At 59.2% G+C, this 13,672-nt stretch carries 15 protein-coding genes; 10 read left to right on the top strand and 5 right to left on the bottom strand.

The genetic code is table 11. The features are described 5' to 3' along the window. Positions 1 to 152 precede the first annotated feature (152 nt). Together malX and ACQUTP_RS00785 are read left to right on the top strand one after the other, a co-directional pair. The gene (gene malX / locus ACQUTP_RS00790; protein ID WP_023318137.1) at positions 153 to 1,745 is read left to right on the top strand and encodes a maltose/glucose-specific PTS transporter subunit IIBC; all 1,593 of its coding nucleotides are present in this window, start codon (positions 153 to 155) and stop codon (positions 1,743 to 1,745) included. 52 nt (positions 1,746 to 1,797) lie between these two features. Continuing rightward, positions 1,798 to 2,970: a MalY/PatB family protein gene (locus tag ACQUTP_RS00785; protein ID WP_087832866.1), complete on the top strand. Its 1,173-nt coding sequence runs from the start codon at positions 1,798 to 1,800 to the stop codon at positions 2,968 to 2,970. A gap of 13 nt (positions 2,971 to 2,983) precedes the next feature. Here the strand turns inward: ACQUTP_RS00785 and ACQUTP_RS00780 are convergent, their stop codons facing one another. Beyond that, a complete protein-coding gene (locus tag ACQUTP_RS00780; RefSeq protein WP_048294707.1) occupies positions 2,984 to 4,012 on the bottom strand; it encodes a CorA family divalent cation transporter in 1,029 nt (342 codons plus the stop codon). 308 nt (positions 4,013 to 4,320) lie between these two features. Between ACQUTP_RS00780 and ydfZ the strand changes: the two genes are divergently transcribed. After that, complete coding sequence (gene ydfZ / locus ACQUTP_RS00775; RefSeq protein ID WP_004151566.1) at positions 4,321 to 4,524, top strand: putative selenium delivery protein YdfZ; 204 nt, start codon at positions 4,321 to 4,323, stop codon at positions 4,522 to 4,524. Between the two features lie 70 nt (positions 4,525 to 4,594). Here ydfZ and ACQUTP_RS00770 read toward each other — a convergent pair whose 3' ends face one another. Beyond that, positions 4,595 to 5,074 (bottom strand): hypothetical protein, encoded by a 480-nt coding sequence (locus ACQUTP_RS00770; protein ID WP_075201775.1) that lies wholly within the window; start codon positions 5,072 to 5,074, stop codon positions 4,595 to 4,597. 239 nt (positions 5,075 to 5,313) lie between these two features. Between ACQUTP_RS00770 and ACQUTP_RS00765 the strand changes: the two genes are divergently transcribed. The 4 genes from ACQUTP_RS00765 to ACQUTP_RS00750 all read left to right on the top strand — a co-directional run bounded on the left by ACQUTP_RS00765 (position 5,314) and on the right by ACQUTP_RS00750 (position 7,849). After that, positions 5,314 to 5,667, top strand: coding sequence for a DUF1304 domain-containing protein (locus ACQUTP_RS00765; RefSeq protein ID WP_064150132.1), 354 nt, complete (start codon positions 5,314 to 5,316; stop codon positions 5,665 to 5,667). Positions 5,668 to 5,770: 103 nt separating this feature from the next. Beyond that, positions 5,771 to 6,982: a selenium metabolism membrane protein YedE/FdhT gene (gene yedE / locus ACQUTP_RS00760; protein ID WP_064150134.1), complete on the top strand. Its 1,212-nt coding sequence runs from the start codon at positions 5,771 to 5,773 to the stop codon at positions 6,980 to 6,982. Beyond that, positions 6,979 to 7,212 (top strand): sulfurtransferase-like selenium metabolism protein YedF, encoded by a 234-nt coding sequence (yedF, locus tag ACQUTP_RS00755; RefSeq protein WP_004204092.1) that lies wholly within the window; start codon positions 6,979 to 6,981, stop codon positions 7,210 to 7,212. The genes yedE and yedF overlap by 4 nt, the downstream gene beginning before the upstream one ends. 244 nt (positions 7,213 to 7,456) lie before the next feature. Continuing rightward, complete coding sequence (locus tag ACQUTP_RS00750) at positions 7,457 to 7,849, top strand: DUF1398 domain-containing protein (RefSeq protein WP_096833843.1); 393 nt, start codon at positions 7,457 to 7,459, stop codon at positions 7,847 to 7,849. A 39-nt stretch (positions 7,850 to 7,888) separates the two neighbouring features. On the opposite strand, the gene ACQUTP_RS00745 is transcribed toward ACQUTP_RS00750, so the two are convergent. Further along, a complete protein-coding gene (locus ACQUTP_RS00745; protein WP_002903230.1) occupies positions 7,889 to 8,047 on the bottom strand; it encodes a YqaE/Pmp3 family membrane protein in 159 nt (52 codons plus the stop codon). Between the two features lie 282 nt (positions 8,048 to 8,329). Here ACQUTP_RS00745 and gap point away from each other — a divergent pair, with 282 nt between their 5' ends. Then, on the top strand, positions 8,330 to 9,328 hold the full coding sequence (gene gap / locus ACQUTP_RS00740; RefSeq protein ID WP_131079794.1) for a type I glyceraldehyde-3-phosphate dehydrogenase: 999 nt from the start codon (positions 8,330 to 8,332) through the stop codon (positions 9,326 to 9,328). Positions 9,329 to 9,376: 48 nt separating this feature from the next. On the opposite strand, the gene aldA is transcribed toward gap, so the two are convergent. Continuing rightward, a complete protein-coding gene (aldA, locus tag ACQUTP_RS00735) occupies positions 9,377 to 10,816 on the bottom strand; it encodes an aldehyde dehydrogenase (protein ID WP_428902324.1) in 1,440 nt (479 codons plus the stop codon). Here aldA and ACQUTP_RS00730 point away from each other — a divergent pair. After that, positions 10,815 to 10,952 carry a hypothetical protein gene (locus ACQUTP_RS00730; RefSeq protein ID WP_032425978.1) on the top strand — a complete coding sequence of 46 codons (138 nt, stop codon included), beginning with the start codon at positions 10,815 to 10,817 and terminating at the stop codon, positions 10,950 to 10,952. The two genes, aldA and ACQUTP_RS00730, sit on opposite strands and share 2 nt — an antisense overlap. A gap of 61 nt (positions 10,953 to 11,013) precedes the next feature. Here the strand turns inward: ACQUTP_RS00730 and ACQUTP_RS00725 are convergent, their stop codons facing one another. Then, positions 11,014 to 11,814, bottom strand: coding sequence for a YdcF family protein (locus ACQUTP_RS00725; RefSeq protein ID WP_096833845.1), 801 nt, complete (start codon positions 11,812 to 11,814; stop codon positions 11,014 to 11,016). A gap of 381 nt (positions 11,815 to 12,195) precedes the next feature. Here ACQUTP_RS00725 and ACQUTP_RS00720 point away from each other — a divergent pair, with 381 nt between their 5' ends. Continuing rightward, positions 12,196 to 13,521 carry an MFS transporter gene (locus tag ACQUTP_RS00720; RefSeq protein ID WP_004204084.1) on the top strand — a complete coding sequence of 442 codons (1,326 nt, stop codon included), beginning with the start codon at positions 12,196 to 12,198 and terminating at the stop codon, positions 13,519 to 13,521. Positions 13,522 to 13,672: the final 151 nt, after the last annotated feature.

Raw genomic sequence — 13,672 nt, 5'->3', positions numbered from 1 at the left:
GCCTGTCGATAAAACGTTTTATCATTGTGCGATCTTTATAAACCTTATTATCGCTTGAATATGTGATTTTTATCGCACTAAAAAGTGGTAAAACGTTTTATCTTGCCGTGGCGTTAGTTCTTCCCGACCACTTGAGAATCAGGAACCGTGCTATGACGGCGAAAACCGCACCAAAAATCACCTTGTGGGAATTTTTCCAGCAGCTGGGAAAAACCTTTATGCTGCCCGTGGCGTTGCTCTCGTTTTGCGGGATCATGCTGGGGATCGGCAGCTCGTTAAGCAGTCACGATGTTTTGACCCTGCTGCCGTGGCTGGATATGCCGCTGCTGCAGGCCATCTTTATCTGGATGAGCAAAGTCGGCTCCTTTGCCTTCAGCTTCCTGCCGGTGATGTTCTGTATCGCCATCCCGTTGGGGCTGGCGCGGGAGAACAAAGGCGTCGCCGCCTTCGCCGGTTTTGTCGGCTACGCGGTCATGAACCTGGCGGTCAACTTCTGGCTGACGGCGAAAGGCATTCTGCCCACCACCGACGCCGCGATCCTTAAGGCCAACAATATCCAGAACATCATCGGTATTCCCTCGATCGATACCGGGATCCTCGGGGCGGTTATCGCCGGGATTATCGTCTGGCTGCTGCATGAGCGCTTTCACAACATTCGCCTGCCGGACGCCCTGGCCTTCTTCGGCGGCACTCGCTTCGTGCCGATCGTCACCACCGTGGTGCTGGGTCTGGTCGGGCTGGCGATCCCGCTGGTGTGGCCGGTCTTCGCCATGGGGATCAACGCCCTCGGGAAGATGATCAACAGCGCCGGCGATTTTGGGCCGATGATCTTCGGCACCGGCGAGCGACTGCTGCTGCCGTTTGGCCTGCACCACATCCTGGTGGCGCTGATCCGCTTCACGGAAGCCGGCGGCACCCTCGACGTCTGCGGCCACAGCGTCAGCGGCGCGCTGACCATCTTCCAGGCGCAGCTGAGCTGCCCGACCACCCACGGCTTCGCCGAAAGCGCCACCCGCTTCCTGTCGCAGGGTAAGATGCCAGCCTTCCTCGGCGGTCTGCCGGGCGCCGCGCTGGCGATGTACCACTGCGCCCGTCCGGAAAATCGGCATAAAATTAAAGGCCTGCTGATCTCCGGGGTGATCGCCTGCGTGGTGGGCGGCACCACCGAGCCGCTGGAGTTCCTGTTCCTGTTCGTGGCGCCGGTCCTGTATGTCATCCACGCCCTGCTGACCGGTCTCGGCTTTACCATCATGGCGGTGCTCGGCGTCACCATCGGCAACACCGACGGCAATATTATCGACTTCGTGGTGTTTGGCATCCTGCATGGTCTGGCGACCAAGTGGTATCTGGTGCCGGTGGTGGCGGCAATCTGGTTTGCGGCCTACTATGCCATCTTCCGCTTCGCCATCACCCGCTTCAATCTGAAAACGCCGGGCCGCGATATCGACACCGCCGCCAGCGTGGAGAAAGCGGTCGCTGGCACCATTGGTAAATCCGGGTATAACGTGCCGGCGATTCTGGCGGCCCTCGGCGGCGCCGACAACATTGTCTCGCTGGATAACTGCATTACCCGTCTGCGTCTGTCGGTACACGATATGAGCAAAGTGGACGCTGCCGCGCTGAAAGCCCACCGCGCCATCGGGGTGGTTCAGCTCAACCAGCATAATCTGCAGGTGGTGATTGGCCCGCAGGTGCAGTCGGTAAAAGATGAAATGGCCACGCTGATGAATACCGTTCAGGCCTGATCCCACCGGTCCCCTTCCGGCACGGAAGGGGACCCTCGCTAAGGAAGTTCCGATGTTTGATTTTTCCATACCCATCGACCGCCACGGCACCTGGTGCACGCAGTGGGACTATGTCGCCGACCGCTTTGGCGTCCCCGACCTGCTGCCGTTCACCATCTCCGATATGGATTTCGCCACCGCGCCCTGCATTCTCGACGCCGTCAGCCGGCGGCTGGCCCACGGCGTGTTGGGCTACAGCCGCTGGCAGAACGAGGCGTTTCTCGGGGCGATTGCCCACTGGTACGCCAGCCGCTTTCACAGCGTCATCGATCCGCAAACGGTGGTTTACGGACCGTCGGTTATTTATATGGTGGCGGAAACCATCCGCCAGTGGTCGCAAGAAGGCGACGGCGTCGTCGTCCATACTCCCGCCTACGATGCGTTCTATAACACTATCACCGCTAACCGCCGACAGATCGCCCCGGTGCCACTGACCCTGACGGACAATCACTGGCACTGCGATATGGCGCGCCTGGAAGCGGCGCTGGCGGAGCCGAAGAATACCCTGCTGCTGCTCTGCAGCCCGCACAACCCAACGGGCAAAGTCTGGCGCCGCGAGGAGCTCCAGACCATGGCGGCGCTGTGCCAAAAGCATGGCGTCAGGGTGATTAGCGACGAAATTCATATGGACATGACCTGGGGCGACCACCGTCATATCCCGTGGAGCGAGGTGGCTCAGGGGCCGTGGGCGCTGTTCACCTCCGGATCAAAGAGCTTCAATATTCCGGCCTTTACCGGGGCCTATGGCTTTATCCCTGAGGCAAACTGCCGCGACAGCTATCTGCAGGCGCTGAAAGCGCGCGATGGACTCTCGTCGCCCTCGGTACCGGCGCTGCTGGCTCATATCGCCGCCTACCGCGATGGGGCGCCCTGGCTCGACGCCCTGCGCGACTACCTGCAGGAGAACCTGCGCTTTGTGGCTGATACGCTCAATCGCGCCTTTCCTGCGCTACGCTGGCAGCCGCCGGAGGCCACCTACCTGGCGTGGATCGACCTGCGCCCCCTCAACATTGACGACCGCGCACTGCAGCAGGCGCTGATCGCCGGGCAGAAGGTGGCGATTATGCCGGGATATACCTATGGTCCCGAAGGCAATGGCTTTCTGCGCCTCAACGTCGGCTGTCCACGCGAGAAGCTGGAGCGCGGTGTCGCAGGACTGATAGCCGCCCTGCGCAGCCTCAGTTGACGCGCGGCACTGACTACAGATCGTCACGCCGGCGGAACGCCAGGTAGCCGGCGCCGAGGGTAAAGATGCCGACAATCACCACCAGCAGGATAAACCCGTGGTGATTGCTCGCCAGCGGGATCCCGCCGACGTTCATGCCGAAGAAACCGGCCACAATGTTAATCGGTAGCGCGAGGACCGTGATCACCGTCAGTGTGTAGAGGGTGCGGTTGCTCTGCTCCAGCTGGCGGGCGCCGATCTCCTCCTGCAGCAGGCTGATGCGCTCGATCAGGCCGGACAGGTCATTAAGCACCACGCTAAACTCTTCGGTGAACTGACGAAATGCCTGCACCACCGCGCGATCCATCCACGCTGGCGGCCGGTTAAGCAGCCGGAACATTGCCGCCGGTTCCGGCGCCAGCAGCCGTTGAAAACGCAGCAGCATCCGCCGCAGCCGCGCCAGATCGGCCCGATTACGCTGCACGTGATTGCTCAGGAGCCGCTCTTCAATCAGGTCGACGTGGCGGCTGGCCTGGCGCACCACCTGCTCCAGCACCTCCTCCTGCTCCTCCAGCAAAAAGGCCAGCAGTTCAGCGGAGGTATGCACCTTAAGCGTATGCAGACGCGGCAGCATCCATTCGATAAACCGCAATGGTTTGAAACGCGCTGTCACCACCAGCTTCGGGCTACAGTAGAGCCACAGCGTGGCGGTTTCCGCGCTGGTGTCTTGCGGACGAAACAGCACGTCGTTAAGCACGGCGAACAGATTCTCCCCTTGCCGTTCAATACGGGTGGTATGCGAGCCGCTGCGGATCTCCTCAAAGAAAAAGTCCGCCACGGGAAAGTGACTGATTAGCCATTTTTCGGCGGTGGCGTGATTGAGATTAAGATGCAGCCAGATAAAGGCCTTATCGTCAGCCAGCGCCTGATAGCTGGCGCATACCTCACCAGAGGCAATAGGCTGTGGAGGGTGATCTTCATGAAACAGATAGCCATACACCAGGCCGGACACTTCCATATCAAAATCGGGTTTTAACATCTTCGCGGTGACGTCTTGACTCATGGCTCCCTCAGGACAGGCACTGGCACCGTTGATGCCCAGATAGCGCCATATTTCGCTATTTTTCGCGGACTGGCAAGGTTAATAATCCTGCCGCAAAACCGTCATCTGACGGACATATTTCGGGCAGCATGCCTGAGTCATACCCGGCGTGCTGACCAAGCGCGTCGCGCGACGATCTGGCCTTCTCGCTGTGTTTTTATCGTCACTATTAAAATAATTTTGATATTCCTCAAAACTTTTTTAGGCGGGAAGCGGTATTAATTTGGCCGCTTAATCATTGCTTACCCTGGTTTATTGAGGAGGAGACCATGAAAACCTATGACCGTAATCGTAACGCTATTGCTACCGGCAGTATGGTCATGATCGCTGGTAACGGTACGACGGGCGTGATTAAAGCGATCCATGGCGAGGGGAAAACCGCCGAGCAGCTGCGTCGGGCGGACTGCGTAGAAATCGACGGCTGCGAGGGACGCTTCTGCCCGTTAGATCTGATCCGTCTCGGTTTCCATTAATCCCTGCCGTCAAGGCACCATGAGCAGGCCACCCAGCGTGGCCTCTTCTTTTTCAGGCTGATCCAGGCGCTTAGCGAAAGCTCCACTGAATACTCATCACGAAGATCGCCGGTATAATAATCCCGCCCTCGACGCCGAAGTAATCGGTAAAGTTGTATTGCAGACCATGATAAATATAGGGCGAAAAACCGACGCCGGTGATTTTTTTGGCGGTGCGGTAGGTGCCTGAGTCGCCGCAGTGGCTGAAAGCGTCAAAGAAAAATTCCCCGGTATAGGCATACACGCCTTTCAGCAGCCAGCCGGTGTCGTTTTTCAGCCAGTCGCGGCGCACGCCGAGGGTCAGACAGCGATCGTCGAAGCTATTTTTCATGGTGCCGACCAGCGCGCTGTATTTTGAATCCGCTGAAAACTTGCGCTCCACCGAGAAAAAGTTGTTGTTGAAATGCTCGTTATATTGTCCGTGGTTACCGGTCATGTGATAAACATAGGAACCAGTATTCATCGAATAAAGATTGAATTCCCCGGCCTGCGCCGACGGCATGGCAACCAACAATAGCCCGGATAACAAAATCCATAATTTATTTAACATTCAGTAATCTACGCCACACCTGTAAAAAAAGAACCCGGCATACTATCACCGCGAAGCTAAACCAAAGGGCAATCAGATACACCGACGCTTTTCGCGGCAGGCAAACATGATGCTATAAGCACTATAGCAGTCGCCCTCTCGCCTGGTGAGCGCCAGCGGCTATACTGCTGACACATTCATCTTATTGATTAAGGACTGCTGTGTTAGCCACTCTCCTCGTTGCGCTGGTCGCTATCATTCATCTCGCCATCCTGGTGCTGGAGATGTTTTTCTGGGAAGCGCCCGCCGGGCGCCGGGCCTTTAACCTCAGCGCCGATTTCGCCCGGGAAAGCCGGGTGCTGGCGGCCAACCAGGGGTTGTATAACGGTTTCCTGGCCGCCGGCCTGGCGTGGGGGCTGTGGCTGGGGGCATCGGGCGTGCAGGTGGTGATCTTTTTCCTCGCCTGTGTGCTGGCCGCCGGGATATTCGGCGCGCTGACCGCCAGCCGCAAAATTCTCTATATTCAGGCGCTGCCCGCGCTGCTGGCGCTGCTTGTGGTGCTGGCGCAGGCGTAGGGTCTTGATCCAAAACAGAGAAAGCAGGCGCTAAGGCGGATACTATGTGCCCCCTTCGGTCGGTCATCGACCGTTAATACCTTCTGAGTTCAGAGGCATTTTTATGACATGGCAATCCTTCAAACAGGCCTGGCTTATCCGGTTCTGGTCTCCCGTCCCGGCGGTCATCGCCGCGGGCATTCTCTCAACCTACTATTTTGGCATCACCGGCACCTTCTGGGCGGTGACCGGCGAATTTACCCGCTGGGGTGGCCAGCTGCTGCAGCTGCTGGGGGTCCACAGCGAACAGTGGGGCTATTATCAGCTGATCCATCTCGACGGGACGCCGCTGACCCGCATCGACGGCAGGATGATCATCGGCATGTTCGGCGGCTGCCTGGCCGCGGCATTGTGGGCCAATAACGTCAAACTGCGCTTGCCACGCAGCCGGATCCGCATAGTGCAGGCCGTGGCCGGGGGCATCATCGCCGGGTTCGGCGCGCGGCTGGCGATGGGCTGCAACCTGGCGGCGTTTTTCACCGGCATTCCGCAGTTCTCCCTGCACGCCTGGCTGTTTGCCATCGCCACCGCCATCGGCTCCTGGTTTGGCGCTCGCTTCACCCTGCTGCCTCTATTTCGCATCCCGGTAAAAATGCAAAAGGTATCCGCCGCTTCGCCGTTAACCCAAAAACCGCTGCAGGCACGCCGCCGTTTCCGCCTGGGCATGGCGGTCTTTTTCGCCATGATCGGCTGGGGCCTGCTCACCGCCGCAGACCACCCTGCGCTCGGCCTGGCGATGCTGTTCGGCATCGGCTTCGGTCTGCTTATCGAGCGCGCGCAGATCTGCTTTACCTCCGCCTTTCGCGATATGTGGATCACCGGCCGGACGGTGATGGCGAAGGCGATAATCTTCGGCATGGCGGCGAGCGCCATCGGCATCTTCAGCTATGTGCAACTGGGGATGGCGCCGAAAATCATGTGGGCCGGTCCCAATGCGGCGATCGGCGGGCTACTGTTCGGCTTTGGCATCGTGCTGGCCGGCGGCTGTGAGACCGGCTGGATGTACCGGGCGGTGGAAGGCCAGGTTCACTACTGGTGGGTGGGGCTGGGCAACGTCATTGGCTCCACGCTGCTCGCCTGGTGCTGGGACGATATCGCCGCCCCGCTCGCCACCCACTGGCAAAAGGTCAACCTGCTGAACGCTTTTGGTCCCTTCGGCGGACTGCTGGCGACCTATCTGCTGCTGCTGATCGCCCTGCTGCTGGTGATCGCCTGGGAGAGACATTTTTTCCGCCGCCAGTCGGCAGCGGTCCGGACTGTGAAGGAGAGTGCATGAAAAACATCATCCCTGATTATCGCCTGGACATGGTCGGCGAGCCCTGCCCCTATCCGGCGGTCGCCACCCTGGAGGCGATGCCCTCCCTGCAAAAAGGCGAGATCCTCGAAGTGATAAGCGACTGTCCGCAGTCGATCAATAACATTCCGCTCGATGCCAGGAACCATGGCTATACGGTGCTGGATATTCAGCAGGATGGCCCGACCATTCGCTATCTGATCCAGAAGTAATCCCGTTTTCCCGCCGGCGACCTTCATCGCCGGCATGGATTTCCCCTCTCGCCATGTCCTCACCATCAGATGGGCCATGCAGGCAAACGATTGCAATAGATTGTAACACTTGAAACGGTGTTCCAGTTATCAAATAACCATTAATATAACGCGGCTATATTATTAAAATACGAATAAGTAACTTTGTGAATGGTTTCTGCCGCTACCGGCCAAAGCCGCACACAGCAATACAATAAGGATAGAAATGGAACTGCTGGCCAGGCTGGGTCATTTTTTTGAGCAAGTGCGTTCAGATGCCGATTTTGCCACCTTCGCCAGTGAACTGCGTCGGCATCAGGTCTCGTGTTATATCTACTTTGTCTCCACCGGCAATATGAATTTCGTGATGGCAAACGACAAGGTGATCACCATAAAAAGCGCCCGCGGCCTGCTGCGCGTGCGCAGCGTCCCCAGCCATCGGCTGACCTCGGCCGCGGTCATCCGCCATTTTGCCGGCGCCATCAACTTTGAACAGTACTGCAGGGATCTCGCCAGCGCCGGGGTGTTTAAGTGGAGCGTCGACCTGGACGAGGAGACTCGCCACTACTGGTCGAGGGATAACAGGCTGCTGTATAAAGAGAGCCTGATTCCCCCCTGAGCGGGTCCCGGGGGGAAGCCTGGCTTGAGGGGCCAGCCGTTAATCGCGGGTTTGCACCCAAAAGGCGTGGATCAGGCCGGGAATATAGCCCAGCAGGGTCAAAATAATGTTGAGAATAAACGCCCAGCCGAAGCCTTTCCCCAGCAGTACGCCCAGCGGCGGCAGAATGATAGTAAAAACGATTCTCCAGAATCCCATAAGCTCTCCCTTCATCTAATGTCAACATTTTACTAAGCTATTCAATAGTTAAGCATAGACGTTTTTCCCCGCTTCGCCAGCAGGCGGCGCCCTCATCTCCGGTAACAAAAATTATGTCCTGCCGTCACGGATAAAAAAGTCCGCCAAAACATCCACTTTTTTGCCTCATGCCGTGGGCCCGGCAGCGAACCGCACAGATTGTTAGTTGACCTGGCTGCGAGTCAGGACTAAGCCTGGAGGAGTTTTATCACATCGAGTCGTTTTACCAACCGGAGAATATCCATGAGTAAACTTGGGATTAATGGATTTGGTCGTATCGGCCGTCTGGTGTTACGCCGTTTATTAGAAGTCGACAGCAGCCTCGAGGTGGTGGCCATCAACGACCTCACCTCGCCAAAAGTGCTGGCCTACCTGTTAAAGCATGATTCAAACTACGGCCCCTTCCCGTGGAGCGTCGACTTCACGGAAGATGCGCTGATCGTGAATGGCAAGACCATCACCGTGTATGCCGAAAAAGAGGCGCAGCATATTCCGTGGCAGGCGGCGGGCGCGGAAGTGATTGTGGAGTGTACCGGGTTCTACACCTCGGCAGAGAAATCGCAGGCTCATCTCCAGGCCGGCGCGCGCAAGGTACTGATTTCGGCCCCCGCCGGCGAGATGAAAACCATCGTCTATAACGTCAACGATGACACCCTGACGCCGGATGACACCATCATCTCCGTCGCCTCCTGCACCACCAACTGCCTGGCGCCGATGGCCAAAGTCCTGCAGGATACCTTCGGCATCACCGTAGGCACCATGACCACCATCCACGCCTATACCGGCACCCAGTCGCTGGTGGACGGGCCGCGCGGTAAAGATCTGCGCGCCTCCAGGGCGGCGGCGGAAAACGTCATCCCGCACACCACCGGCGCGGCCAAAGCTATCGGCCTGGTGATCCCCGCCCTGAGCGGCAAGCTGAAAGGCCATGCCCAGCGCGTACCGACCAAAACCGGCTCAGTGACGGAGCTGGTGTCGGTGCTGGAGAAAAAGGTAACGGCGGATGAGGTCAATCAGGCGATGAAGCAGGCGGCCGAGGGCAATGAATCCTTTGGCTACACCGAAGAAGAGATTGTCTCTTCCGATATCATCGGCAGCCATTTCGGTTCAATCTACGATGCCACCCAGCTGGAGATTGTGGAGGCCGGCGGCGTACAGCTGGTGAAAACCGTCGCCTGGTACGACAACGAATACGGTTTTGTCACCCAGCTGATCCGCGTGCTGGAGAAATTTGCCCGCTAAGTGAACGGCGGACAGCCTGCGCTGCCCGCCGATTCCGCGTTAAGCGCCTCAGGCCTGCAGATAAACCACCTGGGTCTGCAGGTACTCATTCAGGCCGTGGCGGCCGTCTGCGCCGCCGATCCCCGATTTACGCCAGCCGGCGTGGAACCCCTGCATCGCCTCGAAGTTCTCGCGGTTGATATAGGTTTCGCCGAACTTCAACCCCTTAATCGCCTTCATCGCCACGTTGAGATCGCGGGTGTAGATTGAGGAGGTGAGGCCATAATCGCTGTCATTGGCCATCGCCAGCGCTTCATCGAGAGTTGAAAACGCCACCACCGGCAGCACCGGACCGAAGGTTTCCTCATGGATAATATCCATCTCCTGACGCACATCCAGCAGCAGGGTCGGCGGATAAAAATAGCCTTTCCCCTCCAGCGGCTGACCGCCCAGCGCTACCCGCGCCCCCTGCGCCACCGCCTTCGCCACTTTGCGCGCCACCTGATCCCGCGCGGCAGCGTTGATCAGCGGCCCCATCGCGATGTCATACCGCGCCGCCGGGTCGCCAAACTGCACGGCCTTCATCGCCTCGCCGAGGCGGTTGACGAAGCGGTCGTAAATCCCCTGCTGAACATAGACCCGCTCGACGCAGTTGCACACCTGCCCGGTGTTGATCACCCGCGAGTCCACCACCGCCTTCACCGCCAGCTCCAGATCCGCATCGTCCATGACGATGGCCGGCGCTTTGCCGCCGAGCTCAAGGCACACTTTAGTGATATTTTTCGCCGCGGCGGCCATGATTTTCTCCCCCGCCGCCACGCTGCCGGTCATGCTGACCATCGCCACCTTCGGATTGCCGGCCAGCTCCTGGCCGACGGTTTCCCCACGGCCGAGCACCAGGTTAAAGACCCCTTTCGGCAGCCCAACCTGGTGAACGATCTCGGCGAAAGCAATAGCGTTATTGGGCGTGAATTCGCTGGGCTTAATGACGATGGTATTTCCGGTGATCAGCGCCGGCGCCAGCTTGCGGGCGATAAGAAAGAACGGGAAGTTCCACGGCAGGATCCCGGTGGTCACCCCCAGCGCGCGTTTAAAGACAAGAATATTTTCCCCGGGACGGTCGCTCTGCACGATCTCCCCTTCATAACGCCGCGCCCATTCTGCCATGTAGTCGAGATAGTCGGCGGTGAACGCCACCTCCACCGCCGCCAGCTGCTGGATTTTGCCGCCTTCAGCGACGATCAGCCCGGCGATGTCATCGGCACGCTGACGGATGCCGGCGGCAATTTTGCGCAGCCAGCCCGCGCGCTCAATGGCCGGCAGCGCCTCCCAGGCCGGCTGGGCGCGCTCCGCCGCGTCAATCGCCAGCCGCGCCTCTTCCGCGGTCCCGTCCGGGATCCGCGACAGCAGCGCTTCGGTCGCCGGGTTAAGCACGTCGATCCAGCCGTCGCCGTGACCGGAAACGAACTGGCCATCAATATACATCTGGTGTTGAACGGGTGCTGTCATGGCTGCTCCTGTGGTGCATTTGTATTTAACAAGTGATTTTTTTGTTAAATATCGGGCGGATAAGCCGTGGCTTCGCAGCACATTGGCGCAGTTTTGTGAGCTGATTCATAAAACCGGGCCAAAAATACCCGGTTGAGGTTACATTTCAATAACACAAATTGCCCGTTTGCGATAAATCTGCCGCAAACGGGCATTTATCAGCCGAGGATGCGGGCCTGCAGCGCCCCGGCGAGCCGGTCATCCTCCCGCAGCTGTCGCCAGGCGTCGAGGATCTCCGGCGGGAAAGTCACGTGGCTGATAAAGTCTTTCCCCCGTGGACCGTACCCTTCAGGGGAATCCTGCAGACGCGGCAGTTCGCCGAGCAGCAGCGCCAGGTAGCGGGTCACCGGCCACAGCCCCGCCCCGCCGCCCACAAACCCCAGCTGGCCGTCGGTCTGTTCCAGCACCGGCGTGCAGCCGGGAAAGCTCAGCCACTGCGGCGGCGTCGTCGCCCCCTGCCAGACGCGGGCGAAGGTGGCCATCGTCCGCCGCTGCATGGTGGGGTCCTGAATGACGATCCCGCGACGATGGGGGATCCCCCGGCTCTCCAGCATTGCGCGGGTAAAGCGCGCGTTTTCGCCGCAGTTGGTCGACCGATCCTCCACCACCAGCCGCGGGCGAGGAATGTGCCAGAAGTCATGCGCAATATCCGCCAGAATATGCGCTTCCGGACGGCCCTCCACCGCGAGCGAACGGTAGCGGGGATCTTCGCGCACCGCCTCATACAGAAAACCGGTGGAGTGCCCTACGCCGCCGCTGATCAGCAGTGGAACTTCCTGCTCCGCCGCCAGCCGGCAGGCGGCGTCGATGGTAGGGATCACGGCGTTGCCAGCCAGCACCACCACATCCACCGCCGGCGGCGCGGTCAACGTCGCCAGATCGTTTTGCGCCAGCCAGCCGCCGGTCAGGTTAGCCGCCGCCAGCGTCGTCGCCGACAGCGGGGAAAAGTGTTCTGCCATTCTGATCTCCTTAATCACCTCTCAGCCGCGCAGAGAGAATAGTCTGGCCATCATAAACGCCGCCTGCCGGGGCGCAAAGCGAGGTTGATTTGTAACTATTTTGAAATAACAAGAAACATCTAAAAACACACAGGTTGCACCTGAATAACTGACCATGAAAATAACAAAAAACAGCAAAAACAGGTGGAAAATAAAAATTTACCTCGCGGTCACACCAGACAAAAGCGCATTTTCTCGCCCGCGTTGCAGAGGATAACTTGCCAATTGTAACCATCAACTCTAAGTTGCTTAACAATTACACAACCTTTTTCACATGAGGTTGCACCCTGCATACACAGAGTGACACCTGACCTTTTTACCGTGGCGGGAGAACGTTTCGTAATGAGCAATCCAGCAAGCAACACTGCATCCATTCTGCAGAAAAACAAGAAGGTACTGATCGCGAGCCTGACCGGCAGCGCCATCGAATGGTTCGATTATTTTCTCTATGGCACCGCCGCCGCGCTGGTGTTTAACAAAATCTTCTTTCCGATGGTCGACCCGGTCATTGGTCTGATCCTCTCCTGGCTCTCCTTTTCGCTCACCTTTTTTATCCGCCCCATCGGCGGAGTCATTTTCGCCCATATCGGCGATCGCATCGGTCGCAAGAAGACGCTGGTGCTCACCCTGTCGCTGATGGGCAGCGCCACGGTGGCCATTGGCCTGCTGCCCACCTACGAGATGGTGGGCCTGTGGGCGCCGGCCCTGCTGATTACCCTGCGCATTATTCAGGGCATGGGTATCGGCGGCGAATGGGGCGGCGCGCTGCTGCTGGCCTACGAATACGCCCCGGAAAAGCGGAAAGGCTTTTTCGGCAGTATTCCCCAGGCCGGCGTGACCATCGGCATGCTGATGGCAACCTTCATCGTCTCGCTGATGACCCTGTTCGATGAGGCGCAGTTTCTCGCCTGGGGCTGGCGAATTCCGTTCCTGCTCAGCTCCGTCCTCGTTTTCCTCGGCCTGTGGATCCGCAAAGACATCGACGAAACGCCCGCCTTTAAGCAGGTGAAACAGTCTGGCCAGGTGGCGAAGGCTCCGCTGCGCGAGACGCTCAAACACCACTGGCGGGAAGTGCTGATCGCCGCGGGTCTGAAAGTGGTGGAGACCGCCCCCTTCTATATCTTCTCCACCTTTGTGGTCAGCTACGCCACCACCACCCTGAGCTATCAGAAGTCGCAGGCGCTGGAATCCGTCACCCTGGGCGCGCTGGTGGCCACCGTGATGATCCCGCTGATGGGGCTACTGTCCGACAAGGTGGGTCGGCAAAAAATGTACACCCTGAGCGTGGTGCTGCTGGGGCTGTTTATCGTCCCGTGGTTCCTGCTGCTCGACACCGGCACCAGCTGGGGCATTATGCTGGCGACGATCGTTGCCTTCGGCATCCTGTGGGCGCCGGTGACCGCGGTGCTGGGCACCCTGTGCTCAGAGATTTTCAGCGCCAATGTGCGCTATACCGGGATCACCCTCGGCTACCAGCTGGGCGCCGCGCTCGCCGGGGGCACCGCGCCGCTTATCGCCACCGGTCTGCTGGCGAAATACGATGGTGACTGGCGACCGGTGGCCGTCTACCTGGGCGTGACGGTGGCGATTTCGCTGCTGGCGATATTCTGCGCCAGCCGGATGAAATCCGTCCCTGGCGCGGCGCGCTCCCGGGCGGAAAGCGCCTGACCGCAGCCGGTCCGGGCTATCTCGGCGCCGACCATCCTGCCCGGCGGCGCTGCGCTTGCGCGGGCCTACAGGGGGATCACGCCGCGGGGGAAACCGCACCTTCCGGGCCCGGTAAGGCGCCAGCCGCCACCGGGCAGACGAACGGGAACAA

The sequence above is a fragment of the Klebsiella sp. 2-CIP_Kleb. genome (assembly GCF_050378715.1).
Classification (GTDB): Bacteria; Pseudomonadota; Gammaproteobacteria; order Enterobacterales; family Enterobacteriaceae; genus Klebsiella; species Klebsiella quasipneumoniae.
Note: the sequence above shows the minus strand (reverse complement) of the source record. Positions and strands in the feature narration are given on the sequence as shown.